The following is a 25,923-nucleotide window of genomic DNA, read 5'->3' as shown; positions in this document are numbered from 1 at the left end:
GTGTCACGGGCCGGGGCGGTGGAAGGGTCGCTCGGGTACCGAAGTCCAACATCGCTGCGGCGCCGGGTTCCGGGTGGAACCTGTCGGGCCGATCCCCCGTGCCATTGGGGGACATCCCTGCCCCTTGGGTAGACCCAAGGAGGCCCGTGGCGGACCACGGGCGTGCCGGCGGGCGGGAAAGCCCGTCATTCGATGTGAGGTGCGACCGCTTTCCAGGGCGGACCGCATCTCTGCGCGCAGGGCCGTTCTGAGGGCGATCGGTTAAGGATCGGTTGACGCGCGGGAAATTTTCAGACCGCGGCGTCGAGAAGCGCCTGGGCCGCGCCGCGCGCCGCGTCGGTGATCGTGTCGCCCGCCAGCATCCGCGCGAGTTCGTCCACCCGCTCATCCCGCGCAACGGGCGTCACGGTGGAGAGCGTCACGTCGCCCGAGATGCGCTTTTCCACGCGCCAGTGATGGTCGCCCAGGGCCGCGACCTGCGGCGAATGGGTCACGACCAGCACCTGCCCGCCGTCGGCCAGCGCCTTGAGCCGGCGGCCCACGGCATCGGCGGTCGCGCCGCCCACGCCGCGGTCGATCTCATCGAAGATCAGCGTCAGGCTGCGGTCGCCGCCGGTCAGGCAGACCTTGAGCGCCAGCAGGAAGCGGCTGAGTTCGCCCCCCGAGGCGATCTTGTTGAGCGGGCCGGAGGGGGCGCCGGGGTTGGTCGCCACCTCGAACGCCACCTCGTCGACGCCGTCGGGGCCGGGCGTGCCGGGGAGGACGAGCGTGGTGAAGGTCGCGCGGTCCATCCGGAGCGGCGCCAGTTCGCGGGCCATGGCCGTGTCGAGCCGCGCGGCGGCGGCGGTGCGAGTCGCGGTCAGCTCCCCGGCGGCGCGGTCGTAGTCGGCCTGGGCGGCCCGTTCCGCAGCGGCAAGCTCCGCCAGCCCACCTTCGGACGCGTCGAGCAGGTCGAGCCGTGCGCGCAGGTCCGCGCCGAGGTCGGGCAGGTCGTCGGGCTGCACTCCGTGCTTGCGGGCCAGCGCGCGGATGGCGAACAGGCGCTCCTCGGCCTCCTCGAGCTCATGCGGATTGAACGACAGCGCGTCGAGACAGGACTCGACGCCCGCCTGCGCTTCGGAGAGTTCGACCATGGCACGGTTCAGCGCGTCGATGGCGGGCACGAGCGTTTCGGCCGCGTCCTCCATCGCCCCTTCGAGCCAGCGGGTCGCGTCGATCATCTGCCCTTCGGCACCTTGCGGGCCAATGGCGGTCAGCGCGCGGCCGACGTCATCGCGGATGCGCTCGGCGCCCTGCATCGTGCGGCGGCGGGTGTCGAGCTCGGCCTCCTCGCCCGGCTGGGGGTCGAGGCGCTCGAACTCGGCGGCGGCGTGGCGCAGGAAATCCTCCTCGGCCTTCGCCTCATTCCGCCGCGCCTCGGCCTGCTTCAGCGCGCGCCGCGCGAGGCTGAGCGCGGACCAGGCGCGGGCCACGGGGGCGATGTCGCTGCCCGCGAAGGCGTCGAGCAGGGCGCGGTGGCCATGCACGTCGAGAAGGCCGCGGTCGTCGTGCTGCCCGTGCAGCTCCAGCAGCGTGTCCGACAGCGCGCGCAGCACATCGCCCGACACGCGGGTGCCGTTGACCCAGGCCGTCTTGCGCCCGTCTCGGGTGTTGACGCGCCGCAGCAGCAGTTCGCCGTCCTCCGCACCGATGGAATGTTCGGCGAGCACGGCGTGGGCGGCATGGCCGGGGGGCAGATCGAAGCTGGCCGTGACCTCGCCCTGATCGGCGCCCTGCCGGACCAGTTCGGCGCGGCCGCGCCAGCCCAGAACGAAGCCCAGGCTGTCGAGAAGAATGGATTTGCCCGCCCCGGTTTCCCCGGTCAGCACGTTCAGCCCCGCGCCGAGGTCCAGCGCCAGGCGGTCGATGATGAGCATGTCGCGGATTTCAAGCGAGCGGAGCATGGCGTCCAACAGGGGCGGGCCGGGCCCACCGGCGCATCAAAGCCAGCGGCCCTGGATCGTGCGGCGGTAGACATCGTTGAGCCAGTTGGTTCCCGCAGCCTCGGGGGCGAGGCCCTGGCCGGTCAACTGCCGATAGGCGTCGTCGTAGAAGGGGGAGGACTGGAAGTTGTAGCCCAGGATCGCGCCCGCCGTCTGCGCCTCCTGCGTGAGGCCGAGGGCCAGATAGGCCTCGACCAGGCGCAGCAACGCCTCCGGCGTGTGGGTCGTGGTCTGGAACTCCTCGACCACGGCGCGGAAGCGGTTGATCGCGGCTGGGTAATGGCCCCGCTTGAGGTAGTAGCGCCCGATTTCCATCTCCTTGGCGGCGAGATGGTCGAAGGCCAGATCGAACTTCAGCATCGAGGACCGGGCATATTCGCTGTCGGGATATTGCTCGATCACGGTACGGAGCGACTGCAGCGCCTGGAAGGTCAGCCCCTGGTCGCGGCCGACCTGGTCGATCTGATCGTAATAGCTGAGCGCGAGGAGATACTGCGCATAGGCCGCGTCTTCATCCGCCGGATAGAAGTCGATGAACCGCTGGGCGGCGGCGCGGGCATTCTCGTAATCGCCGTCCTTGTGATAGGCGAAGGCCTGCATGATGAGGCCGCGCTTGGCGAAATCGGAATAGGGATAGAGGCGCTCCACCTCGGCAAAGAGGCGCGCGGCGTCGTCGGCCTGCCCGCGCGACAGCTGCAACTCGGCCTGGCGATAGATGGTGTCGGCGTCGGTATCCTCGAGCGCGAGTTCCCGGTCGCCGCCGCCGCAGGCCGCCAGAACAGAACAAATCGCCAGTGCCGCCAAAGGCTTGACGATGCGCAACTGAAGACGTTCGGTCATTCGGTCAATTCCCTGCCCACGCCCGCCGGGGGCATGGCGGCACCATAGTCCAGCGGGTCGGGGCTGTGAAGCACCGGGCGGCGAAAAGGCGGCTCACAGGTGCTCGAAGACGTCCTGCTCCAGACCGGCGCCCGGCAGCAGGCGGCACTCCGCCTCGGTCAGGGTGCGGATGCGGTAGGCGAGCGGATCGGCGAACAGCGCGCGCAGCAGGCGGTTCGTCATCGCATGGCCCGCGCGCACGCCGGTGTAGCGGCCCAGGATCGGCGCGCCGGCGAGCGCCAGATCGCCCAGGGCGTCGAGCATCTTGTGGCGCACGGCCTCGTCCACATGGCGGAAGCCCTCGGGGTTCACCACGCGCGCGCCGTCGACGACGACCGCGTTCGCCAGGCTGCCGCCCAGGGCCTTGCCCGCCGCGCGCATGGCGTCGACGTCGGACTGGCGGCAGAAGGTACGGCTGTCGCAGAGTTCGCGCACGAAAGTGCCGTTCGACAGGCGCAGGATCTTGCGCTGGTGGCCGATGGCGGCGTCGGCGAAGTCGATGCAGAAGTCGATCTCGAGCTCGTCGGCCGGGGTCAGCGTGGCGGAAGCCAGGCCGTCGGTGACACTGACGCGACGCAGCACCTCGATCACGTGGACAGGCGCGTCGAGACGACGGACGCCGGTCCGCAGGATGGCGCGCACGAACTCGGCAGCGGAGCCGTCGAGGATCGGGACCTCGGGGCCGTCGATGTCGAGGATGGCGTTCAGCACGCCGCAGCCCGACAGCGCCGCCATGACGTGTTCGATGGTCGAGACGGAGACTCCGGCTTCGTTCACCAGCAGGGTGCAGAGGGGCGAAGCCTCGACCGAGTCGTGGCGCGCGGGGATCATGGTATTGCCGTCGAGATCCGTGCGGCGGAACCAGATGCCATGGTTGGCGGGCGCGGGATGGATGGTCAGGCGCGCGGGCAGGCCGCCGTGTAGACCGGTGCCTGCGAAGCGGATGACGTCCTTGACTGTCGTTTGCATGTGCCTACCCGATCTATTCTGCGCGCCGCGTTTCCGGCACTTTCCTTGATCGTCAGCTAGGCGCCCCTGCCCCGCCACGCAATTCAACCTCGGTTACGGGGTGAAACAGGCGGCGGACGGGATAGGCGGAAACTTGCCCATGTCTTCCGGGGCGGCGTTTACCGCATGGTAATCAGTCTGTTGGCATCATGCGCGGCAGGCGGCCGGCGACCGTGGCGGCGGGCAAACGTGAAGGGCCGGGGCGATGGATTCCGCCTTCCGCAACGGCAACGGCGGCCCGTTGGGGCCGCCGCCAATGCAGGGTTCGGGTGCGTTCCCGGCCGGTCAGTTCGCCTGACGGCGCAGGAAGGCGGGGATCTCGATCCGCTCGTCCTCGGGCTGCTGCTGGGCGGCGGGGGCCACGGGGGCCGCGGCAGGACGCTGCACCGGGGTGTCGCCTGCCGTGCCGGTCATGCGGTTGATGAGGGAGCCGATGCCGAAACGGGCCCCCGCATCGCCCTGCGGCGCGGCGGACGGACGCGGCGGCGCTTCGCGGCGTTCGCCGTTCAGCACGGCCGCACGCAGACGCTCCATCGCCTCGGGCGAGGGGGCGCCGGAAGGGCGCGGCGCGGTGAAGGCGGCAGGCGCCTCGGCCGCGTGGACGACGGGCTGCGGCGGCGCCGGGGTATAGGCGGGGGGCGGCAGGTCGTCGGCGGCGGTCGGGCTGCCGAAGAACTGGTCGGCGGCCTCGGCTTCCTCGGCCTGCTCCTGGTCGACGGCGTCGAAGAAGCTGGGCGTCGACGGCTCGACACGGGTGGCGGCAGGTGCCGGCTCGGAGGCGGCTTGCGGCGCCGCGGCCGCGGCAGCGGGCTTGGCCTCGACCGCGGGGGCGCCGGTTTCCGACAGGCGACGGCGGGGCATCGGCGCCTCGGTCGTGGCACGGGCGTCGATGCCGGTGGCGACCACCGACACGCGCATCACGCCCTCCATCGCCGGGTCGAGCGTCGAGCCCACGATGATGTTAGCATCCTCGTCCACTTCCTTGCGGATGCGGTTGGCGGCTTCGTCCATCTCGAACAGGGTCAGGTCGTGCCCGCCGGTGATGTTGATGAGAACGCCCTTGGCGCCCGACAGCGACAGTTCGTCAAGCAGCGGGTTCGCTATGGCCTTTTCCGCGGCCTCGACGGCGCGGTCGTCGCCTTCGGCCTCGCCCGTGCCCATCATGGCCTTGCCCATCTCGTCCATGACGGAGCGGACGTCGGCGAAATCGAGGTTGATCATGCCCGGACGGACCATCAGGTCGGTCACGCCCTTGACGCCCTGATAGAGCACGTCGTCGGCCATCGAGAACGCCTCGGTGAAGGTCGTCTTCTCGTTGGCAAGGCGGAACAGGTTCTGGTTCGGAATGATGATGAGGGTGTCCACGACCTTCTGCAGGGCCTCGACGCCCTCCTCGGCCTGGCGCATGCGCTTGGAGCCCTCGAACTGGAAGGGCTTGGTCACGACGCCGACGGTCAGGATGCCCAGCTCGCGCGCGGCCTGCGCGATGATCGGGGCCGCGCCGGTGCCGGTGCCGCCGCCCATGCCGGCGGTGATGAAGCACATGTGCGCGCCGGACAGGCGGTCCACGATCTCCTCGATCGTCTCCTCCGCGGCGGAGGCGCCGACCTGCGGGCGCGCGCCGGCGCCCAGACCCTCGGTCACGCGGGCGCCGAGCTGGATGCGGGCGGGCGCCTGGTTCTGGGCCAGCGCCTGCGCGTCGGTATTGGCGACGACGAATTCGACGCCCTCCAGGTCTTTCTGGATCATGTTGTTGACGGCGTTGCCACCTGCCCCACCGACGCCGAAGACGGTAATGCGCGGACGCAGGTCCAGCTCAGTGGTCGCACCGGGAATGGTGAGGTTCAATGTCATTGCTCTTGTCCACCTGTGATTTACGGCCCTGCCTCAGGCCAGCTTTGCAGCGTTTTCCGCTTATTCTTCACCTTAAGGTAACGGGTTTGAAAACGTCCGTCACCCCAAAAACGAATCGACTGTCTCAAATGTGGCGAAAAATTGTCTTGTTTCACCAATTGTCGCGGAACCACCTGACGGCGCGGCGCAAACTGCGACCCGACGCGCGCTCGGGAACGGGCTCGAAGTCCCAGAATTCGTCCTGCGGCTCGGCGCCCTGCATGCAGAGGCCGACGCAGGCCGCGAAGGCCGGACCCTTGGCCGCTTCGGGAAGGCCGTGGACGCGCAGCGGCCGGCCGAGCCGGACCTGGTTGCCGAGAATGCGCGCGGCGAGCTGATCGAGGCCCGGAAGCTGCGAGGCGCCGCCGGTCAGGACGATGCGCTGGCTCGGCAGGTCGCGGAAGCCCGCCTCGTCCAGCCGGGCGCGGACCTCCTCCAGGATCTCCTCCATCCGGGGGCGGATGATGCCGATGAGTTCGGTGCGCGTGACCGACCGGCGGTCGTGGTGCCAGTCGCCGGTATCCGCCTCCAGCGCGATGAGTTCGCGGTCGTCCATCCCGGTCGCATGGACCCCGCCGTAGCGCGTCTTGATCTTCTCGGCCGCGTCCGCGGGGATGCGGAGGCCCTGGCTGATGTCGGAGGTCACATGCGCTCCGCCGAAGGGCACGGTGTCGGCAAAGACCATGTGCTTGCGCATGAAGATCGAGATGCCGGTTGTGCCGCCGCCCATGTCGATGCAGGCCGCGCCCAGTTCCTTCTCGTCCTCGACCAGCGCCGAAGTGGCGGCGGCATAGGGGGCGGAAGCGAGGCCCGCGAGTTCCAGGTCGCAGCGGTGGATGCAGGTAAGCAGGTTCTCGATGGCGTGGGCGTCGACGGACAGCAGATGCATGTCGGTGCGCAGCATCTCGCCGGTCTGACCGCGGGGATCGCGCAGGGTGGTGCGGTGGTCGATGCCGAAGTTGACGGGCTGGGCGTGCAGCACCTCGCGCCCCGGCCCGATATCGGGGGTCTCGATCGACGACAGAACGCGGCCGACGTCGTGGACGGTGCACGGTCCGGCGTCGAGCATCACCTCGCCAGACAGTGGCCAGGAGGTCGGGCGCCCGCCGGAGAAGCAGGCGATGACGTGATCGACGCGGACGTTCGCCATCTTCTGCGCGCCCTGGATGGCGGTGCGGATGGCGCGTTCGGTCTCGGGCATGGCGTCGACCTCGCCCTGCCGGATGCCGCGCGACCGGGTGGTGGAGGCGCCGATGACGCGGAAGTTCGACTGCCCCGCCATGTGGCCCACGCCCTCGCCCTGGGGGGTGTTCTCCTCGAACCTGAGGACGAGGCAGGCGGTCTTGAAGGTGCCCACGTCGAGAATGGCGACGACGCCGCGCTGGAGGGCGGCCTGACGTTTGCGGCGCATGGCGCGTTGGGCGTGGAAAAGACGGCTCATTCGATGCTCTCGATATCGGCTTCGGACAGGGAAAGGGACAGGCGCTCAAGCTCCTGCAGGTCCTTCAGCTCGGCGCGGGCGGCGGGGCTGAGGCGCAGGACGGGGCGGCCGGGAAGGCGCAGGTCGACCACGGTGACGTCACGCGACAGCACGTCCTTGACGGCATGCATCGCCAGCGCACGGTCGAGCGCCGCGGCGGGGCCATCTTCGGGCAGCGCGATGCGCTGGCCGCGCGTCAGAACCACGTCCCAGCGGCGGTTGCCCACGCGGGTCAGGCCGATCAGGCGGTCGGTGATGGGGGTGGCCGCGCCGATCAGGGTCAGCGCCTCGGGCACGCGGGTCTCGGCCCCCTCGCCCGCGATGAGCGGCAGCGCGCCCGCCGAGGCGATGTCGTCGAGCGTGGCGACGCGGTGACCGGTGGCGTCCAGCACCTCGACCTTGCCGTCCTGGATCCAGGCGACGGCGGGCTGGCGTTCGGTGATCTTGAGGAGTAGCACGCCGCCCGATTTCACCCGCACCTCGGCATCCAGAACCGGGTCGAGGCTGACGAGCGCGGCGTGGAGCGCGTCGATGTCGAGCTGGAATTGCGACAGCGGCAGGTCGATGGGCAGCGCCTCCTGGATATCGGACTGAAGCTGGTCGCTGGCGCCTTCGATCCGCAGGAGGCCGACCATGAACTCCGGACGGTCCTGAAAGCTGCGGATGATGCTCTCGTAGCCATCCACGATGGCCGTGACCCGGACGGGGTCGTTGATGTACCAGGTGAACAGGAAGACGAAGCCGAAGCTGGGGATGCCGGTGCGCACCAGCGCGCGGAACAGCGGCGTGAGCCACAGCCGCTGCATCCGGTACTGCCATTTCGACGGCGCGGGATCGGTGCCGGCGGGGCGCTTCAGCGGTCGCATGACGCCTCCTCGACCAGCTGGCGGCAGAGCGCGCCGAAGGTGATGCCGTGGTGCGCGGCCTGCTCGGGGCTGAGCGATGTGGGCGTCATTCCGGGTTGCGTGTTCGTCTCCAGCAGGATCAGGCCCGCGGCCCCGCGGGTGTCGTCCCAGCGAAAATCGGTGCGGCTGATCGAGCGGCAGCCGAGGGCCGCGTGGGCACGCAGGGCGTAATCCTGACAGGCCGCGAAGATTTCCGGCGGCAGGTCGGCGGGCAGCGTGTGGCGGCTGCCGCCGGTGGCGTATTTGGCGTCGTAGTCGTACCAGCCGTCGGTGTGGATTTCCGTCACCGTCAACGCCCGGTCGCCCAGCACGGTGCAGGTGAGTTCGCGGCCGGGCGCATAGGTTTCGACCATGACGGTGCCGGGCATGGTGTCGGCCAGTCGCGGCGGCTCATCGGTGCCTTCGTGGACGATGTAGATACCGACGGAGGAGCCTTCGTTGTTCGGCTTGACGACATAGGGCGGCGGCAGGACGTGGGCGGCCATGGCCTCGGCGCGCGACACGATCCGGCTTTCGACCACCGGCAGGCCCGCGGCGCGATAGATGTCCTTGGTGCGCGTCTTGTCCATGGCGGTGGCGGAGGCCAGCACGCCCGAATGGGTATAGGGCAGGCGCAGCCATTCGAGCAGGCCCTGCACGCAGCCGTCCTCGCCCCAGCGGCCGTGCAGGGCGTTGAAGACGACGTCGGGGGCCGTGGCGCAAAGGAGCGCGACGAGATCGTCGCCCGCGTCGATCTCGGACACGTCGAAGCCTTCCTCGCGCAGCGCGAAGGCACAGCCGCGTGCCGACGAGAGGCTGACCTCACGCTCCGCCGAAGGGCCGCCCATCAGGACGGCGACATGCTTGGGTGTCCTGCCCGACATACCCGATATCCTGCGCCTCGCCGGGTCGTTCGTGCCTCGGCTTGTTCTTGTCTCCCCGGCCTCTCGCGGGCCGTTGCGGGGTGCGGGTCATTCGCCCGACTGGTCCGGGCCGTCGCCGACCCGCATTATCTCCCACTCTAGCGTCAATCCGCTGGTCTCGAAAACCCTCTTTCGCACCTCCTCGCCCAATCCTTCAAGATCGGCGGCAGTGGCATTGTTCTGATTCACCAGAAAGTTGGGGTGCTTCGGCGACATGATGGCCCCGCCGCGCGTCGCGCCGCGCATCCCCGCATCGTCGATCACCTTCCACGCCTTCAACTCCTGGCTGTCGTCGGCGCGGCCGGTGCTGCTGAACCCCGCGGGGTTGCGGAAGGTGGAGCCGGCGCTGCGGTCCTTCGTCGGCTGGCTCGCGTCGCGACGGGCGAGTTGATCGGCCATCCGCTGCTCCAGGGCCTGCGGGTCGCCGGCGTCGGCGCGGAAGGTGGCGCGGGTGAGGACGTGGCCGGGCGGAATGGCGCTGCTGCGATAGGCGAGCTTCAGGTCGGCGGCGGGAATGGTCACGAGGTCGCCCGTGCGGGTGACGGCCTGAACTTCCTCCAGTCGGTCGGCCACGTAGCTGCCGTAGCAGCCCGCGTTCATGGCGACGGCGCCGCCGATGCTGCCCGGGATGGTGCGAAGGAAGGTGAGGTCGCGCCCCGCCTGCGCCGCCTTGCGCGCGACATGGGCGTCGAGCGCGGCGGCCCCCGCGTGGACCCGGTCGCCGTCGATGTCGATGCCGTTGAAGCCGCGGCCCAGGCGGACGACCACGGCCCGCAGCCCCCCGTCGCGCACGATCAGGTTCGACCCCACGCCCATGGGGAAGACCGGGACCGCGGTGTCGAGTGCAGCGAGAAACGCGCGCAGGTCGTCGAGGTCGGCGGGCTGGAACAGCGCATCCGCCGGTCCGCCGACGCGCAGCCATGTCAAGTCGGCGAGGGAGCGGTTTTCGGTCAGGGTGCCGCGCACCTCGGGGTAGGTCATCGCAGCAATCCCCGCGCCCAGCGAAGCGCGTATCGCAGCGGCCAGCGCAGGACGAGCGCGAGGACCGCGACCCCGACGAGGAGCCAGCCCGCCCCCATGGACCGGCCGAGCCACACGAGGAGCGGCACGCCCGTCACGATCAGCCCGCCCGCGGCATACCATGTCTGGCGGCCGCGAAGCGTGACCATCAGCACCCAGGCCGCCACGACCCAGAGGCAGAGCCCGACGCCCGCCATGCCGCCCGTCAGGCCGCCGCCCGGTTCAGCCGGGCGGGCAGCGCGACGGCCCAGCCCGAGATCGTGCCCGCGCCGAGGCAGACCACGATATCGCCCGGCCGCGCCTGTTCGCGCACGAGACGCTCCAGATCGTCCTCGCCCGTCACGGCGCGGGCATGCCGGTGGCCGGTTCGGATGAGACCCGCCACCAGATCGTCACGGCCCGCACCCTCGATCGGATCTTCGCCCGCCGCGTAGACGTCGGCGATGCCCACCACGTCGGCATCGGCGAAACAACCGCAGAAGTCGTCGAACAGGTCGCGCAGACGCGAGTAGCGATGCGGCTGGTGGATGGCGATGACGCGGCCGGTGTCGCCGATGGATTGGCGTGCAGCGCGCAGGACGGCGGCGATCTCGACCGGGTGGTGGCCGTAGTCGTCGATGATGGGCACGCCGTTCCAGTCGCCCACGCGGGTGAAGCGCCGGTTGACGCCGCCGAAGGCCGCGAGCGCGTCGCGGATGACGCCCTTGGGCACGCCGAGTTCGCGCGCGACGGCGACGGCCGAGAGGGCGTTCGACACGTTGTGATCGCCCGGCATCGGCAGGGTGCAACCCTCGATCACGGCATCCTCGGCCTGAAGCTGGATGTCGAAATGCGCGACGCCCGCCTTGTAGGTCAGGTTGACGGCGCGCACATCGGCCTGCGCGTTGAAGCCGAAGGTGACGACGCGGCGGTCGGTAACGCGGCCCACCAGCGCGCGCACCTCGGGGTGGTCGGTGCAGCAGACGGCGAGGCCGTAGAACGGGATGTTCGACACGAAGTCGGTGAAGCCCTGGCGCAGCTTCTCGATGCTGCCCCAGTGCTCCATGTGCTCGAGGTCGATGTTGGTGACGATGGCGATGGTGGCGGGCAGGCGGTTGAAGGTGCCGTCCGACTCGTCCGCCTCGACCACCATCCACTCGCCCTGACCCATCCGGGCGTTGGAGCCATAGGCATGGATGATCCCGCCGTTGATGACCGTGGGGTCGAGCTTGCCGGCATCCAGCAGCGCGGCCACCATGGTCGTCGTCGTCGTCTTGCCATGGGTGCCCGCCACGGCCACGTTGGACTTCAGGCGCATCAGTTCGGCCAGCATCTCGGCCCGGCGCACCACCGGGAGGCCACGCGACCGCGCCGCGTCGAGTTCGGGATTGCCCGGCTTGATGGCCGAGGAGATCACCACGACCTCCGCATCCTTGAGGTTCGCGGCGCTCTGCCCCTCGAAGATGCGCGCGCCGAGGGAGGCAAGGCGGTCCGTTATGTTGGATGGCTTCAGGTCGGACCCCTGCACCGACAGACCATAGGACAGCAGCACCTCGGCGATGCCGGACATGCCGATGCCGCCGATGCCGACGAAGTGGATGGGGCCCGTATGCTGGGGCAGCTTGGTGGGGTTCATAGGTTCTTGCTCGCGGTGTGTTCGGCCAGATCGGCCAGCCGTTCCGCCGCGTCGGGCATCGCGGCCGAAAGGGCGGCGCGGGACATCTGGGTGGCGCCGTTCGGGTTGGAAAGGATGAGGTCCATCTGCTCGGTCAGGGCCTCCGGCGTCAGCCGGCGTTCGGGCACGAGGATGGCGGCGCCCGCCTCGGTCAGGACGCGGGCGTTCGCGGTCTGGTGGTCGCCCGCGGCCACGGCATAGGGCACCAGGATCGCGGGCCGCCCGATGACCGACAGATCGGCCACGGTGGAGGCGCCCGCCCGGCAGACGACGAGCTGCGCGTCGGCCATTCGCGCGGGGATGTCGTCGAAGAAGGGCTGGACGTCGGCGGCGATGCCCGCCTCGTCATAGAAGGCGCGCACGCGGTCGATGTCTTCGGGGCGGGCCTGCTGCGCCACGCGCAGATGGACGCGCAACTCCTCCGGCAGGGCGGCGACGGCGGGGGGCACCACGTCCGACAGGATGCGGGCGCCCTGGCTGCCGCCGACGACGAGGAGGTTCATGGGATAGTCGCCCGGCGGAATGTAGGGCGCCCCCGCCCGCCCCAGGATCGCCGCGCGCACCGGGTTGCCGGTATGGACGGCCTCGGCCCCGTCGGGCAGGTCGGTGGGCCAGATGCCGCAGGCCACCGCATCGACGCGGGTGGCGAAGACGCGGTTGACGCGGCCCGGCACTCCGTTCTGTTCGTGCAGGATGCGCGGCAGCCGCAGCAGCACCGCCGCCGCCATCGCGGGAATGGCCGGATAGCCGCCGAAGCCCGCGACGACGGCCGGCCGGTCGCGCCGGAAGCCACGCAGCGCGCGCAGCACCCCGCCCGTCAGCTTGAACGGCACGCCTGCCTTGGCGCCGAGCCCGCCGCGCGCCGGGGTGGCGGAGGGGACGACCTCGATTTCGACCTCGGCCGGGAAGCCGCTTGCGTAGCGTGCACCGCGCACGTCGGTCGAGAGCTTCACCCGCCAGTCGCGGGCCAGCATCTCCTCGGCCAGGGCCTGCGCCGGAAACATGTGCCCCCCGGTCCCCCCGGCGGCGATGACGATGAGCGGCGAGGCCATGCGAGCCCTTTCAGCGGTATCCGTTCGAGAGCAGGTGATCCCCGATCTCGGCCTGCGGCCGGGTCCGGGTGAAGCACAGCAGCATCCCCGTCAATATCCCCATCGCGATGAGCGAGGACCCGCCGTAGCTGACGAAGGGCAGCGTCATGCCCTTGGCGGGCAGCAGGCGCACCGCCACGCCGAGGTTGATGAACGCCTGGCTGGCCAGAAGCACGGTCAGTCCGGTGCCCGCCAGGCGGATGAAGGTATCCCGCTCCACGCAGAGACGCATCAGGCTGCGCGCGGCGATGAAGGCGAACAGCGCCACCACGAACAGCACCATGACGAGGCCGTATTCCTCGGCCGCGACGGCGATGATGAAGTCGGTGTGCGCATCGGGCAGGATCCACTTGACCCGTCCCTCGTTGACGCCGGTGCCGAAGAAGCCCCCCTCGCGGATCGCGTCGATGGCATAGCCCATCTGCGTGCGTGGATCGACGTCGGGCGACAGGAAACCGTCGATGCGGCGGGCGAAGTGCTGGGAGTTGTTGTAGGCCACGAACCCCACCGCCGCGACGCAGCCCACCACGCCCGTCAGGAGCAGGATCGGCGCGCCCGCGACGAAATAGATGGCCGACCAGGCGACCACGACCAGCATCGCCTGCCCGAAGTCGGGTTGCAGCGCGAGGAAGGCGATGACGACGACGAGGATGGCGAAGCTGATGACCTTGCCCGGCGGGCCATTGGGCTCGGACGCCGAGGCCATCAGCCAGGCGGTCATGATGATGAACACGGGCTTGAGGAATTCGGATGGCTGGAGCGAGATGAACCCCAGCGAATACCACCGCACCGCCCCCTTGCCGAAGTCGGTGCCCAGCACCGGCAGCATCATCAGCGCGGCGGCCGCGACGAAGAAGCCGATCACCCCCAGCCGCCGCACCATGTTGGGCGAGAGCATCGAGGTGGCGAGCATCACGCCGAAGGCGAGCGTGCCGAAGACCGCCTGGCGATAGACGTAGTGGAAGGGCGGCAGGCCGTTGCGTTCGGCTAGGGGCACGGAGGCCGCGAACCCGAGCAGAAGCCCGACGGCGAACAGCAGGACCAGCGCGCCCAGCGTGCCCTTGTCGAGCGTTCTCCACCAACGGGAAACGATGGCCTCGCCCGGGAGGACGGCGACCGCGCCATGCGCGATTTCTGTCATTGATCCGCCTGCAACTTCTGACTGCCCGCCCGGTTTTCCGGGTCTCGTGCGGGCAGTCTAGCGCAGCCTTGCGAATCAGGCCAGAGGCTTTCCCCCGGCCCGGTGCAAAACCGTCCGGGCGTCAGCCCAGCACGGCGGCGATCTTGGCCTTGGCGCTTTCGGGGTCTTCCTGATAGGCGATCAGGTCGACGACGCGGCCCTCGTCGTTCAGCACGAAGATCGAGGCGTAGTGGTCGAGGGTGTATTCGTCGCCGCCCAGCGATTGCTTCTGCCAGTAGACGCGCCACGACCGGGCCATCTCCCAGACGTCCTCGGGCGGGCCGGTGATGCCGAGGATGCGGTCCGACTGCGGCTCCAGATATTCGCGCAGGAACTCGGGCGTGTCGCGCTCGGGATCGACGGTCACGAAATAGGCGCCCACGGCATCGGGGGCCACGTCGAGATCCCGAAGCCAGGTATCCATGTCGTAGACGGTCGTCGGGCAGACCTCGGGGCAATGGGTGAAGCCGAAGAACAGAAGGCTGGGCCGTCCGGTGAAGGCGGCTTCGGTGATCGTCTCGCCGTTCTGGTCGATCAGCGCGAAAGGCGCGCCCAGTTCGGTGCCGGTGACGGAGACGGTGTCGCGGGCGTCCATCAGCCAGCGCAGGCCGAAGCCCCCGCCGAGCGCCAGCACGCCGACCAGAACCGCCGCGATCCAGGTTGTCGTCCGGGTCATGGCCTCAGTTCCCCATCTTGCCGGCGTCCATCCCGGCCTCGCCGGTCGCGGCCCGGATTTCGGCCAGCGTCATGACCGGAAAGTCCATCGTGACCTCGCCCGCGTTCTCGAAGATCAGGGTCACGGGGTGGGACGTTCCCGCCTCCAGCGGGCCGGTCAGACCCATCAGCATCAGGTGCAGCCCGCCGGGCATCAGCGTGACCGTCGCGCCGGCCGGAATCTCGATGCCGCCGTCGACCTGCGCCATCTTCATGACGTCGCCGTCCATCTCCATCCTGTGAAGCTGGACCTCGCCCGCGATGCCGTCGATGGTGGCGGCGGAGATGAGCGTGTCGTCGGCCTCGCCGTTGTTCGTCACGGTCAGGAAACCGCCGGCCACCGGCGCATTGGGGGGCGTGTCGCGCAGCATCGGCGCATCGAGGGTCAGGTCGCCCAGCGTCGTCGTCTGGGCCCCGGCGGGCAGGGCCACGGCCAGCGTCAGGGCGGCGAGGATCGGGAAAATGCGCATGGGGAGTCTCCGTCACGCAGGAATGTGCAGCGGAGACATGGCACCTTCGACGTCCGGTTTGAAGCCCGACATGCCGTCGCACCCGGCGGCAGCCCGCGGGGATCAGCCGTAGGAGGGCAGACGCCCCGTGGGCCCGTTCGACAGGCGCCAGCATCCGGGCGCATGTTCGGGAAACAGGTCGCGCACCAGCGGGTCGTGGCCCGGCACGATCAGGCCGGGCGAGGACGCGAGCCGCCGCAGCGTGGCAAAGCCGTCGAGCATCTCGGTCACGTCCGCCACGATGGGAAACGGCTTGGCGGCCAGGATGTTCTCATAGTAATGCGCGGCGTCGGACGCGAGGCAGAGCCACCCCGCCCCGGTCCGGACCCGCACCGCCTGCAACCCGCGCGAATGGCCGCCGATACGGTGAACGGTGACCCCCTCGGCCACCTGCCCGTCGCCGTCGTGGAACATCACCCGCCCCTGATAGAGGCGGCGCACCGCATGGGCCACATGGTCGCCGGTATAGGGCATCCGCAGCACGTCGTGACACATGCAGGGGCCGGTGGCATAGGCCATCTCGGCCGCCTGCATGTGCAGCGTGGCCTTCGGAAACAGGTGCAGCCCGCCCGCGTGATCGTAATGCAGATGGGTGACGATAACCGTGTCGATCAGGTCGGGTGCGAGACCGAAGGGCTCCAGCGCCTCGCGCGGGTCGAGAAGGATGGGCCTGCCGCGCCGCGCGGCCTCCATCTGGTCGTAGCCGGTATCGACAAGGATCGTCCGGCCCGGTCGGCGCAGCAGCCACATGAAGTAGTCCATGGGATGCGGCGCGTCGTGGGCATCGTCGAAGATGAAGCTGTCGCCGCGTACACGGCCCTCGCGCTCGGCATAGCGCAGGGCGAAGACTTCCCAATCGCTGTCCATCAGGCGTGGAATTCGGAATAGGTGACGACGGACTTGCGGCGGATCATGTCGGCCGTGCCCCGGTCGAAGGTTGCGTAATGCGGGGTCTTGCGGTGCGCGTCGAACCCGGACGCGTCGTCGTAGAGCTCATAGAGGAAGACCTCGCCCGGTCGGTCCGGGTCGGTCGCGACGTCGAACCGCTGGCAGGCGGGCTCCGACACCGAGGCACGGGCGTTCTCCATGACCAGCGGCAGGAAATCCCGCCAGTGGCCGGGATGCACCTCGATGGTGACGGTGACGACGAACATCCTTCCCCTCCCCCATGGCACGACCTACGCTTGCGACACTGGCGCGAGGGGGGGCGCATGTCCAAGACTTTCAACATCGCGGTGTTTTCCGGCGACGGCATCGGTCCCGAGATCATGGCGCCCACCCTGGACCTGCTGCGCGGGCTGGAGCACGATTTCGCCTTCCACGATTGCCCTGCGGGGGCTGCGAGCTATCGCGAGTGCGGCTCCGACCTGCCCGAGCGGTCCCTCGCGACCGCCCGCGCCGCGGATGCCATCCTGCTCAGCGCGTTGGGCGATCCGGCGGTGCGGAAACCCGACGGCACGGAGCTGACACCGCAGATCGACCTTCGCATCGCGCTCGACCTCTATGCCGGGGTGCGACCGGTGCGGATCGTGCCGGGGATGCGGACGCCGCTGGCCCTGCCGGAGGGAAAGACGGTCGACTTCGTCCTGATCCGGGAATCGACGGAAGGTCTGTTCCATACCCGCAATCGGGGCAGGGTCGAGCCCGATCTGGCCGAGGAGACGCTGCGCCTGACGCGGAAATCGACCGCGCGCGTCTGCGACTTCGCCTTCCGCATGGCGCGGGAACGTCTGGCGGAGGGGCATCCGGGGCGCGTCACCTCGGTCGACAAGGCCAATGTCTTCCGCGCCTTCGCATTCTGGCGTGGCATTTTCGACGAGGTGGCCGGCGGATATCCCGACCTGACAGCCGACCACGCCTATGTCGACGCCATGGCGCTCTGGATGGTGATCCGTCCCTGGGACTGGGACGTGATGGTGACCGAAAACATGTTCGGCGACATCCTGTCGGACCTTGGCGCGGGACTGATGGGGGGCCTCGGGATGGCGCCCTCGGCCGATATCGGCGAGGACCACGCCGTCTTCCAGCCCTGCCACGGTTCGGCCCCCGACATCGCGGGGCGGGGAGTCGCCAACCCCTTCGCCATGATCCTGTCGGCGGGCATGATGCTCGACTGGCTGGGCCGGCGGTACGACGTGCCCGACCTGCTGCGCGACGCGGCGCGGGTGCGGGCCGCCGTGGACGGCTGCATCGTGGCGGGAGAGACGACCGGCGACCTTGGCGGCATGCTCGACACGCGGGGCGCCGCGGCTGCGGTGATGGCGCGTCTGTGACGCTGCGCGTGGGCCTGATGGGGTTGGGCTATTTCGCCGGGTTCCACCGCGAGGCCTGGGGCCGGATCGCGGGGGCGGAACTGGTCGCCACCTGCGACAGCGACCCCGCGCGAAGTGCCGATTTCACCACGCTGGAGGAGATGCTGGTTGCCGCCGCGCCCGACATCCTCGACATTGCCACGCCGTCACCGAGCCACGCGCAGGCCATCCGCACCGCCCTGCCCCACAGACCTCGCGCGATCATTTGCCAGAAGCCCTTCTGCACCTCGCCCGAGGAGGCGCTGGCCGTGACCGCGGAAGCGGAAGCGGCCGGCGTCCCCTTGATCGTGCATGAGAACTTCCGCTTCCAGCCCTGGTTCCGCACAATGAAGGCCGCACTGGACGACGGGATGTTGGGCCGCCCGCTGACCCTGTCGTTCCGCCTGCGCCCCGGCGACGGGCGGGGGCCAGACGCCTATCTCGCGCGGCAGCCCTATTTCCGCGACATGCCGCGCTTCCTGATCCACGAGACCGGGGTACACTACATCGACGTCTTCCGGTTTCTGCTGGGCACGCCCGACGGGGTCTACGCCGACCTGCGCCGCCTCAACCCCGCGATCCGGGGCGAGGACGCGGGGTATCTGATCCTCGACTACGGCGCTGGGGCGCGGGCGATGCTCGACGGCAACCGTCTGTCGGACTTCGATACCGACGACCCCCGCCGCACCTTCGGCGAGGCGCTGCTGGAGGGGGACGCTGGCGCCCTGCACCTGACGGGCGACGGGGCGGTGACTTTCCGCGCGACGGGCACGCGGGAGCGGCACGTCCTGCTGGCCGCGCGGAACTGGCCGGGGTTCGCGGGCGACTGCGTCCACGCATTGCAGTCTCATGCCGTGGCAGCGCTGGAGGGTCGCGGCGGGTTCGAGAACACCGCCCGCGATTACCTGACCGTCATCGCGCTGGTGGAGCTGGCCTATGCATCGGCCGGGTGCGGTGCGCGGCTTCCGTTCCAAGGTATCTAAAACCTTCAACGTTTTCCCGGCGACGGTACGCCCCGCTTAACCTCCGGTTGAGGGATCGCCGGCCATACCGCCCCCGAACGAAGGGGGTCCGATGACCGAGGAAGACTTGTTGATCCTGGTGCTCGAAGCACTGCACTCCGGCCCGGACGGGTTCCGGTCGGTCGTCCGCGACCTTGCCGCGTCGCACCCCGCGACGCCCGCCCGACGGCTCGAGGCGGCGTTGCAATCCGCCGCGCGCGAGATGGACGCCACGATCCGCCGCGACGGCTCGCCCACGAACGAGGCGCGGACCGCGCGGCGGCTGGCCGTCCTTCTGGGAATGGACATCGACCGGACGGGCGACAACGTCACGCTGGGCGAACTGATGGAATGGTGGAAGGGCACGGACGACTTCTTCATGCGTCTCTGAACAGGCGCGTGCATGCCGGGGCAAAGCCCCGGCCCCGGGGGCGGACGATCCCGCCCGCCCCCACCCGGTAGAAACCGTCACATGAAGGAGGCCCGCGATGACCGGCCTGCACCTTTTCCGATCCACCAGCCACGCGCGCGATGGCGAACGACTGGTCTTCGCGCTGCTGGCGCTCACGTTCCTCGCCGCCGTGACGCCGGTTGATCGCGTCCTTCCCATCGGTCCGGCCGTAGCCGCCGATGCGCCCCTGCAGAAAGCCACCACGACGTCCTGCATCCCGCCGCTGAGTGCCCAGACCGCCGCGTTCTGCGGCCTGCCGGTGCGTCAGGAAACGGGACGTGCGGCGGACCGGATGGCGCGGATGTTCCTGCCGTAGACGTCCGCATCGGCGACGGAGCCGCCGCGGAACACGGCCGACCCGGCGACCAGCACGTCGGCCCCCGCGGCCACGACCGACGCCGCCGTATCCGGGTCAATACCGCCGTCGGCCTGGATGTGGACGGGCCGGTCGCCGATCATCTGACGCAGTCTGCGGATCTTGTCCGTCTGGGCAGGCAGGAAGCTCTGCCCGCCGAAGCCCGGGTTGACGGTCATCACGCAGACCATGTCGACGTCGTCGAGCAGGGTCGCCACCGCCTCGGCCGGGGTGCCGGGGTTCAGCGCGACCCCCGGCCGTGCCCCCGACGCGCGGATCGCCTGAAGGGTGCGGTGGACATGCGGCCCCGCCTCCACATGCGCGGTGATGACGTCCGCGCCCGCCCGCGCGAAGGCGTCGATGTAGGGGTCCACCGGCGCGATCATCAGGTGCACGTCCATCGTGCCCCGGATATGCGGCCGGAGCGCCGCGCACATGGCCGGGCCGAAGGTGATGTTGGGCACGAAATGCCCGTCCATCACGTCGACGTGGACCCAGTCGGCGCCCTGAGCCTCGACCGCCTCGCATTCGGCGCCGAAGGCGGCGAAATCGGCGGCCAGGATCGACGGGGCGATCTTGAGGGAACGGTCGAAGCTGTCGGTCATGGAAACCTCCGTTGGACTGGGGGCGGGTTACACCTCCGCCCCGGTGCCGAAAACCCCGGCATCGGTCACGATCCAGGGCAGGGTGATGTCGTGGCGACCGGCAGGCACGGCGTCGATCCGCTGCGCCTCCAGCGCGAACCCCACGACGTCGGCATCGCGGAGGCCGGAGAGCGTCCGGTCGTAGAAGCCGCCGCCATAGCCCAGCCGCCCGCCAGCGGCATCGAACCCCACCATCGGCACGATGAGCAGGTCGGGCACGCGCCAGCCGCCGTCGGTGGGGACCGATACGCCGAAGGGCCCGGTCTCCAGTGCGCAGCCCGGCGTCCATTCGCGGAACCGCAGGGGTGCACCCTTGCCTGTCACCACCGGCACGCAGATGCGGTTGTCGCGCGACAGGACGCGCATCACGCCGGTGGGGTCCGCCTCCGACCCGATCGGCAGGTATCCGGCGATGGTCCGGCCGCGCAGGCCCCACATGCGTGCGAACAGGCGTGTGGCCGCCACCGCGCGCGGGTTCGGCCCCACGGCATCGCGCGCCGCGATGCAGGACCTGCGCAATTGCGCCTTGCGCGCCGTCAGACTAGCGTCATCCCCCATGACAGCCTTTGACCACTTCGCCATCGCTGCCGCAACGCTGGATGACGGCGCGGCCTACGTGACCCGGCATCTGGGCCAGCGGATCGGGCCGGGCGGCGGACATGCGCTCATGGGCACGCACAACCGGCTGTCGGGGCTGGGGCCGGGCGAATATTTCGAGGTGATCGCCATCGACCCCGATGCCCCCGCGCCGGGGCGCGCCCGATGGTTCGATCTCGACCGGCGGGCCGGGCCGCCCCGGATCGGCAACTGGATCCTGCGGACGGACGATCTGGACGCGCTGGTCGCGCGCTTTCCACAGGCGGGCCGGCCGCTCGAATTCGTTCGCGGGGCGTTCCGCTGGCGGATGGCGGTGCCCGACGACGGCATCCTGCCCTTCGACGGCTGTTTTCCCGCGCTGATCCAGTGGGACACGCCCGCCCCGAGGTTTTCAGACGAGGGACTTCGGCTGACAGGTCTGACCCTGCGTCACCCGAACGCGGAGGAACTTGGACCCATCGTGGCGGAATTGACTGACGATTCGCGGATCACGATCGAGACGGGAGAGCGTGCCATCGTCGCGTCGATCGACACCCCCGACGGACCGCGCCAGATCGGATGAGCGACTCCGGCGAAGCTCCCGACATCGAGGTGATCCGACGAATGGCGGAGGAGACGCGAGCGGCGTTTCCCGAGCCTTTCGCCGCACTTGCCGCCGAAGTGCGGCTCGTGGTCGAGGATTGGCCCGCCGACGCGCTGCTCGACGACATGGACATCGACGACGGCTATGACCTGAGCGGTCTCTACGAAGGCGTGGCCCTGCCGGAGCGGAGCGTGGACTGGCCCGCACCGCCGTCGACGGTCACGCTGTTCCGGCGGCCGATCCTGGACGAATGGGCCGCGCGGGGCGACGTGACGCTGCAGGCGCTCGTGGCCCATGTGACGGTGCACGAGTTCGCCCATCACTTCGGATGGTCCGATGCGGAGATCGCGTCGATAGACGAATGGTGGACTTGAAGCGTTACGCGAACGTCGGGTCTCAACCCGCTGCAACTGAAAAGGAGCGCCGGTGATGGCGCTCCGCTTCACATGGCGGCCAACCTGTCTCAGGCAGCGGCGCGCGACATCAGGATCTCGTCGACGGCCTTGAGCGCGCCGTCCTCGTCCATCTGGTTCACGGCCGCCAGTTCGCGGGTCAGCCTGTCCAGTGCGGCCTCGTAAAGCTGGCGCTCGGAATAGGACTGCTCGCGCTGTTCGTCGTTGCGGTGCAGGTCGCGGACCACCTCGGCGATGGCGATCAGGTCACCAGAGTTGATCTTGGCCTCGTATTCCTGCGCCCGACGGGACCACATCGCCTTCTTGACGCGGGCCTTGCCCTTGAGCGTTGCCATGGCCTTGGTCACGACTTCGGGCGGCGAAAGCGAACGCATGCCGACGTCGGTCGCCTTGTTGGTCGGCACGCGCAGGGTCATCTTGTCCTTGGCAAAGGAGATGACGAAAAGTTCGAGTTCGAGACCTGCGACCTCCTGCTTCTCGATCGACACGATCTGACCGACGCCGTGGGCCGGATAGACGACGAATTCGTTCGGGCGGAAATCGGATTTCTTGGACATGGAGAGCCTTTCGGTTGGCGCGGCGACCGGCTGCCGGCGGGCCGCAGAAGTGACCGGCCACGAACGGGATCGGGCCGGATCGGGTCACGCGTTGCTTGGGCCGTGGGCAGGAACGGTATGCCCCGGGCGCGGGTTGGCAGAGGGGCCGACAAAGCCGACCTTCCCGTGGATCATATCATAAAAACAGGGCCTGCGAAAGCGTCATGACTCCTGACCCAAATCAGGACGTCAGCCGCCCTCGCCCGGCGCCTCGGAGAACAGGTCCATCTTGCCGGGCTTGCCGTCCATCTCCTCTGCTCCGGGCAGAGGATCCTTCTTCGAGACGATAACGGGCCAGAGTTCCGAATACTTCCGGTTGAACTCGACCCATTTCTCCATTTCCGGTTCAGTGTCCGGGCGGATGGCGTCGGCGGGGCACTCGGGCTCGCAGACGCCGCAGTCGATGCATTCGTCGGGGTGGATCACGAGCATGTTCTCCCCCTCATAGAAGCAGTCCACGGGGCAGACCTCGACGCAATCGGTGTATTTGCAGGCGATGCAGGCGTCGTTGACGATATAGGTCATGGTCGGTGTCCCGTTCGAGTCGAGGGCGATGTATCCATCCCGCCCGCCGGGTTCAAGCAGTCGGTCCCTCCGCGCGGCGCGTCAGTCGGCCGCGCCGTCGCGGGAGGCATCGAGGCGGCGGCGGTCCCGGCCGGTGGGTCGCGGGCCGACGCGGGGGACAGGCGCGGGCGAATGGTCGGAATAGAGCGCCTGCGCCTCGGACGCGGGGCCACGCCGGTCCGCCAGTCCGACGACCTCAACCACGCGGATGCGGTCCGCCTGGCGGAAGGTCAGCGCATCGCCCGGCTCCACACCGTGCGCGGGCTTGGTGACGCGATCGCCGTTGACGCGGACGTGACCCTCCGTCACCTGCCGGGCGGCGAGCGTCCGCGTCTTGAAGAACCGCGCCTGCCAGAGCCAGCGGTCGAGACGCTGGCGCGTCGTCGCCGTCGTCACTTGTCCTTGAGCGCCGCGAGGGCCGCGAAGGGGTTGTCCGGGTCGATGGGCTTGTCCCGCTTCGGCCGGGCCTCATAGGTTTTAGGGCCGCCCTTCGCGCCCTGATCGGCGCGGGGGGTGCCCTTCTTGCCGGCGAATGCGCCCTTGGGCTTGCCCTTGCGCTGAGGTCGGTCGCCCTGCCCCTCGCGGCGCGGACCGCGCGCGTTCTGGCGGCGCGGTGCCCAGGTGAAGGTATAGAACACTTCCGTCTCGGGCGTCTCGACGGGGGCCTCGACCGGGGGCGCGGGCGGCACCTCGGTCGGCTCCTCGACGGGCGTTTCCTGTGGCGTGGGCTCGGGCGTCTCGGTCGGGGTAGGATCGGGTGTCTCGGCCGGGGTGTCGTCCGGCACCTCGGTCGGCGTGGGCGTGGGCAGGTCGGCCGCACGGACCTTCGTGCGCTCCCCGCGTTCGGCGGCATAGCCCAGACCGCCCATCAGGTCGGCGAACTGCTCCAGCGTCATGCCGGTGATCGAGAGCATGTCCGGCGTCGCCTCGAACCCGCCGCGCGAATCGGCAGGGCGCAGCAGGTCCGCCAGACGCTCCAGCATGTCGATACGAATGGCGCGGCTCCCGGCGAGGCGGTAGCCCGCCATGGTATAATACCCCTCGGGCGCCCAATCGACCTTGGGGACCGTGACCAGACCGGGGGGCGGCGCTTCGGGGAACTCCGCCAGGTCCTTCGACAGCGACCACAGCACCAGCCGCAGGCGCGTCGGCGCGGGCTTGAGCAGAAGCTGCTGGAAGATGGTGAACTGCCCGAAGCGGACGCCGTGCTTGCGAAGCTGGGCGCGCGCGTCCTGGTCAAGCTCCTTCACCTCTTGGGCGACGTCCTGGCGTTGCAGGATGCCGAACCCTTCCATCAAACGGAATGCGAATCCGCGGGCGATACCGGTCAGCGTCTCGTCACGCGACATGGCCAGAAGCGGTTCCATCGCGGCGGCGACCTTGCGGTCGATGAAATGCTGCAGACGGCGCGTGACCTTCTGCATCACCTCGGGGCCGGCCTCGTCGTCTACGAAGGCCTCGACCGAGGGCCTGAGCGGATCGGCACCGCGGACGAGCTTGCCCACCGCCTGGTCGCCCCACATCAGGCCCCCCTGCTCGGTGAAGTCCATTTCGGTGTCGGGCGCGTTGTAGAAGCGGTCCGCGCGCAGGTGGAACTCGGGGCGCAACGCCTGGGCCGCAGCCTGACCCACAGTGCGCGCCTCGTCCGGCGAGGTGGTCCCGGTCTGATGGAAGCGGAATCCTTCGAGACGGCCCAGCGTCTCGCCCTCGACGATCACTTCGCCCTTGTCGTTGATCTCGGCCAAAAGGCCCTCCTTCATCTTCAGTCGGCGCAGCAGGACACTGGTGCGCCGGTCCACGAACCGGTTCGTCAACGCAAGGTGGAGCGCATCCGACAGCCGATCTTCTACCGCCCGCGTGGCGTCGCGCCAATGGGCTTCATTGTCCACCCATCCCTTGCGCTGGGCGGCATAGGTCCATGTGCGAATATATGCCAACCGCTTGGACAGCATGTCTATGTCGCCATCGGTGCGGTCGATGCGCTTGATCTGCCGAGCGAACCAGTCGTCCGGCAGGCTGCCGCGTTCGTGCAGGAAGCCGAAGATGCGCGACAAAAGGTTCGTGTGCTCGCCGTGGCTGATGCCCTGGAAATCGGGGATGCGGCAGACATCCCACAAAAGCCGCACGTCGCGGGCGTCGCGCAGGCGGGCGGCCACGCCTTCCAATTCATAAAGCGTGCGAAGCGATGACAGGTCGTCGGCCTCCCGCCCGCGGGTCAGCATCCGTTCGGGACTGGGCGCTTCGAGAGAGGCGATCAGCGCCTCGATGCTGCCGAACTCCAGCCGGTGGTTGCGCCACATCAGGCGGTCGATGGGCTTGAAGCTGTGGTTCTGGATCGCCTCGACGATGCCGTCGTCCAGCGGCTGCGCCTCGCCCGTAACGCCGAAGGTGCCCGGCTGCATGTAGCGCCCGGCCCGTCCGGCGATCTGCGCCAGCTCATGCGGCATCAGCGGGCGGATGCGGCTGCCGTCGAACTTGGAGGTGGCGGAAAAGGCGACGTGCCGGATGTCGAGGTTCAGGCCCATGCCGATGGCGTCGGTCGCCACCAGGTAATCCACGTCGCCGTTCTGATACATCGCCACCTGCGCGTTGCGCGTGCGCGGCGACAGGGCGCCCATGACGACGGCGGCGCCGCCCTTCTGACGACGCAGAAGCTCCGCGATGGCATAGACGTTGTCGACGCTGAAGCCCACGATGGCGGTGCGGCCGGGCATGCGGCTGATCTTCTTCGAACCGGTATAGAGAAGCTCGCTGAACCGCTCGCGCCGGGCGAACTGGACGCGGGGCACAAGCTCCGCGATCGCCGGGCGCATGGTGTCGGAGCCCATGAACAGCGTCTCATGCAGGCCCCGCATGTTGAGCAGGCGGTCGGTGAAGACATGGCCGCGCTCGGGGTCGGCGCAGAGCTGAATCTCGTCGATGGCCACGAAATCGGCGCCGATCCCCTGGGGCATCGCCTCGACTGTGCAGACCCAATAGGCGGTGCGCGCCGGCACGATCCGCTCCTCGCCGGTGACCAGGGCCACGACGGAGGGGCCGCGGACGGCCACGATGCGGTCATAGACCTCCCGCGCAAGCAGACGCAGCGGCAGACCGATGACGCCGGTGCGGTGCGCCAGCATCCGGTCGATGGCGTAATGCGTCTTACCGGTGTTCGTCGGCCCGAGGACCGCCGTCACCCGGCCGGGGGTGCTGTCCATCAGATCCGTCC

Annotated in this window: 28 protein-coding genes; 6 read left to right on the top strand and 22 right to left on the bottom strand. The window is 69.3% G+C overall.

Annotated features, from left to right (window positions below):
- Positions 1-290 precede the first annotated feature (290 nt).
- The 16 genes from recN to JAN5088_RS05640 all read right to left on the bottom strand — a co-directional run bounded on the left by recN (position 291) and on the right by JAN5088_RS05640 (position 16,371).
- Positions 291-1,943 (bottom strand): DNA repair protein RecN, encoded by a 1,653-nt coding sequence (recN, locus tag JAN5088_RS05715; RefSeq protein ID WP_055681850.1) that lies wholly within the window; start codon positions 1,941-1,943, stop codon positions 291-293.
- Positions 1,944-1,979: 36 nt separating this feature from the next.
- Positions 1,980-2,822, bottom strand: coding sequence for an outer membrane protein assembly factor BamD (locus JAN5088_RS05710; protein WP_055681849.1), 843 nt, complete (start codon positions 2,820-2,822; stop codon positions 1,980-1,982).
- 93 nt (positions 2,823-2,915) lie between these two features.
- Entirely contained in the window at positions 2,916-3,830 is a 915-nt protein-coding gene (lpxC, locus tag JAN5088_RS05705) for a UDP-3-O-acyl-N-acetylglucosamine deacetylase (protein WP_055681848.1), read from the bottom strand.
- A gap of 324 nt (positions 3,831-4,154) precedes the next feature.
- Positions 4,155-5,723, bottom strand: a complete 1,569-nt coding sequence (ftsZ, locus tag JAN5088_RS05700) for a cell division protein FtsZ (RefSeq protein WP_055681847.1) — start codon at positions 5,721-5,723, stop codon at positions 4,155-4,157.
- Positions 5,724-5,874: 151 nt separating this feature from the next.
- Positions 5,875-7,203, bottom strand: coding sequence for a cell division protein FtsA (gene ftsA / locus JAN5088_RS05695; protein ID WP_055681846.1), 1,329 nt, complete (start codon positions 7,201-7,203; stop codon positions 5,875-5,877).
- On the bottom strand, positions 7,200-8,108 hold the full coding sequence (locus JAN5088_RS05690; RefSeq protein ID WP_055681845.1) for a cell division protein FtsQ/DivIB: 909 nt from the start codon (positions 8,106-8,108) through the stop codon (positions 7,200-7,202). Before JAN5088_RS05690 ends, ftsA begins: the two co-directional genes overlap by 4 nt.
- The gene (locus JAN5088_RS05685; protein WP_055681844.1) at positions 8,096-9,010 is read right to left on the bottom strand and encodes a D-alanine--D-alanine ligase; all 915 of its coding nucleotides are present in this window, start codon (positions 9,008-9,010) and stop codon (positions 8,096-8,098) included. The genes JAN5088_RS05690 and JAN5088_RS05685 overlap by 13 nt, the downstream gene beginning before the upstream one ends.
- 87 nt (positions 9,011-9,097) lie before the next feature.
- Complete coding sequence (gene murB / locus JAN5088_RS05680) at positions 9,098-10,030, bottom strand: UDP-N-acetylmuramate dehydrogenase (protein ID WP_055681843.1); 933 nt, start codon at positions 10,028-10,030, stop codon at positions 9,098-9,100.
- A complete protein-coding gene (locus tag JAN5088_RS05675; protein ID WP_055681842.1) occupies positions 10,027-10,266 on the bottom strand; it encodes a DUF2484 family protein in 240 nt (79 codons plus the stop codon). Before JAN5088_RS05675 ends, murB begins: the two co-directional genes overlap by 4 nt.
- Before the next feature lie 8 nt (positions 10,267-10,274).
- Positions 10,275-11,684: a UDP-N-acetylmuramate--L-alanine ligase gene (murC, locus tag JAN5088_RS05670; RefSeq protein WP_055681841.1), complete on the bottom strand. Its 1,410-nt coding sequence runs from the start codon at positions 11,682-11,684 to the stop codon at positions 10,275-10,277.
- Positions 11,681-12,775 (bottom strand): undecaprenyldiphospho-muramoylpentapeptide beta-N-acetylglucosaminyltransferase, encoded by a 1,095-nt coding sequence (gene murG / locus JAN5088_RS05665; RefSeq protein ID WP_055681840.1) that lies wholly within the window; start codon positions 12,773-12,775, stop codon positions 11,681-11,683. Before murG ends, murC begins: the two co-directional genes overlap by 4 nt.
- A gap of 10 nt (positions 12,776-12,785) precedes the next feature.
- Positions 12,786-13,955 (bottom strand): peptidoglycan glycosyltransferase FtsW, encoded by a 1,170-nt coding sequence (locus JAN5088_RS05660; RefSeq protein ID WP_055681839.1) that lies wholly within the window; start codon positions 13,953-13,955, stop codon positions 12,786-12,788.
- Positions 13,956-14,076: 121 nt separating this feature from the next.
- Complete coding sequence (locus tag JAN5088_RS05655; protein WP_055681838.1) at positions 14,077-14,670, bottom strand: SCO family protein; 594 nt, start codon at positions 14,668-14,670, stop codon at positions 14,077-14,079.
- 4 nt (positions 14,671-14,674) lie between these two features.
- A complete protein-coding gene (locus tag JAN5088_RS05650) occupies positions 14,675-15,178 on the bottom strand; it encodes a copper chaperone PCu(A)C (protein WP_055681837.1) in 504 nt (167 codons plus the stop codon).
- Between the two features lie 102 nt (positions 15,179-15,280).
- Positions 15,281-16,084, bottom strand: a complete 804-nt coding sequence (locus tag JAN5088_RS05645) for an N-acyl homoserine lactonase family protein (RefSeq protein WP_055681836.1) — start codon at positions 16,082-16,084, stop codon at positions 15,281-15,283.
- A complete protein-coding gene (locus JAN5088_RS05640; protein WP_055681835.1) occupies positions 16,084-16,371 on the bottom strand; it encodes a putative quinol monooxygenase in 288 nt (95 codons plus the stop codon). Before JAN5088_RS05640 ends, JAN5088_RS05645 begins: the two co-directional genes overlap by 1 nt.
- Before the next feature lie 57 nt (positions 16,372-16,428).
- On the opposite strand from JAN5088_RS05640, the gene JAN5088_RS05635 reads away from it, so the two are divergent.
- The 4 genes from JAN5088_RS05635 (at position 16,429) to JAN5088_RS05620 (ending at position 19,276) form a co-directional block, all read left to right on the top strand.
- A complete protein-coding gene (locus JAN5088_RS05635; protein WP_055681834.1) occupies positions 16,429-17,490 on the top strand; it encodes an isocitrate/isopropylmalate dehydrogenase family protein in 1,062 nt (353 codons plus the stop codon).
- Entirely contained in the window at positions 17,487-18,491 is a 1,005-nt protein-coding gene (locus JAN5088_RS05630) for a Gfo/Idh/MocA family protein (RefSeq protein WP_233489723.1), read from the top strand. Before JAN5088_RS05635 ends, JAN5088_RS05630 begins: the two co-directional genes overlap by 4 nt.
- Positions 18,492-18,582: 91 nt before the next feature.
- A complete protein-coding gene (locus JAN5088_RS05625; RefSeq protein WP_055681833.1) occupies positions 18,583-18,900 on the top strand; it encodes a hypothetical protein in 318 nt (105 codons plus the stop codon).
- Between the two features lie 97 nt (positions 18,901-18,997).
- Positions 18,998-19,276, top strand: a complete 279-nt coding sequence (locus JAN5088_RS05620) for a hypothetical protein (protein WP_055681832.1) — start codon at positions 18,998-19,000, stop codon at positions 19,274-19,276.
- On the opposite strand, the gene rpe is transcribed toward JAN5088_RS05620, so the two are convergent.
- Entirely contained in the window at positions 19,225-19,920 is a 696-nt protein-coding gene (gene rpe, locus JAN5088_RS05615; RefSeq protein WP_055681831.1) for a ribulose-phosphate 3-epimerase, read from the bottom strand. The genes JAN5088_RS05620 and rpe overlap by 52 nt on opposite strands.
- Positions 19,921-19,947: 27 nt before the next feature.
- Complete coding sequence (locus JAN5088_RS05610; protein ID WP_074962610.1) at positions 19,948-20,517, bottom strand: 5-formyltetrahydrofolate cyclo-ligase; 570 nt, start codon at positions 20,515-20,517, stop codon at positions 19,948-19,950.
- Here JAN5088_RS05610 and JAN5088_RS05605 point away from each other — a divergent pair.
- On the top strand, positions 20,516-21,118 hold the full coding sequence (locus JAN5088_RS05605) for a VOC family protein (RefSeq protein WP_055681830.1): 603 nt from the start codon (positions 20,516-20,518) through the stop codon (positions 21,116-21,118). The genes JAN5088_RS05610 and JAN5088_RS05605 overlap by 2 nt on opposite strands.
- Positions 21,115-21,513, top strand: coding sequence for a metallopeptidase family protein (locus JAN5088_RS05600; RefSeq protein WP_055681829.1), 399 nt, complete (start codon positions 21,115-21,117; stop codon positions 21,511-21,513). The genes JAN5088_RS05605 and JAN5088_RS05600 overlap by 4 nt, the downstream gene beginning before the upstream one ends.
- 89 nt (positions 21,514-21,602) lie before the next feature.
- Here JAN5088_RS05600 and JAN5088_RS05595 read toward each other — a convergent pair whose 3' ends face one another.
- The 4 genes from JAN5088_RS05595 to JAN5088_RS05580 all read right to left on the bottom strand — a co-directional run bounded on the left by JAN5088_RS05595 (position 21,603) and on the right by JAN5088_RS05580 (position 25,912).
- The gene (locus JAN5088_RS05595; protein WP_055681828.1) at positions 21,603-22,109 is read right to left on the bottom strand and encodes a CarD family transcriptional regulator; all 507 of its coding nucleotides are present in this window, start codon (positions 22,107-22,109) and stop codon (positions 21,603-21,605) included.
- 228 nt (positions 22,110-22,337) lie between these two features.
- On the bottom strand, positions 22,338-22,673 hold the full coding sequence (fdxA, locus tag JAN5088_RS05590) for a ferredoxin FdxA (protein ID WP_055681827.1): 336 nt from the start codon (positions 22,671-22,673) through the stop codon (positions 22,338-22,340).
- A gap of 81 nt (positions 22,674-22,754) precedes the next feature.
- Positions 22,755-23,108: an RNA-binding S4 domain-containing protein gene (locus tag JAN5088_RS05585; protein WP_055681826.1), complete on the bottom strand. Its 354-nt coding sequence runs from the start codon at positions 23,106-23,108 to the stop codon at positions 22,755-22,757.
- Positions 23,105-25,912, bottom strand: coding sequence for a helicase-related protein (locus JAN5088_RS05580; protein WP_055681825.1), 2,808 nt, complete (start codon positions 25,910-25,912; stop codon positions 23,105-23,107). The genes JAN5088_RS05585 and JAN5088_RS05580 overlap by 4 nt, the downstream gene beginning before the upstream one ends.
- Between the last annotated feature and the right edge of the window lie 11 nt (positions 25,913-25,923).

This window comes from Jannaschia rubra (genome assembly GCF_001403735.1).
Classification (GTDB): Bacteria; Pseudomonadota; Alphaproteobacteria; order Rhodobacterales; family Rhodobacteraceae; genus Jannaschia; species Jannaschia rubra.
Note: the sequence above shows the minus strand (reverse complement) of the source record. Positions and strands in the feature narration are given on the sequence as shown.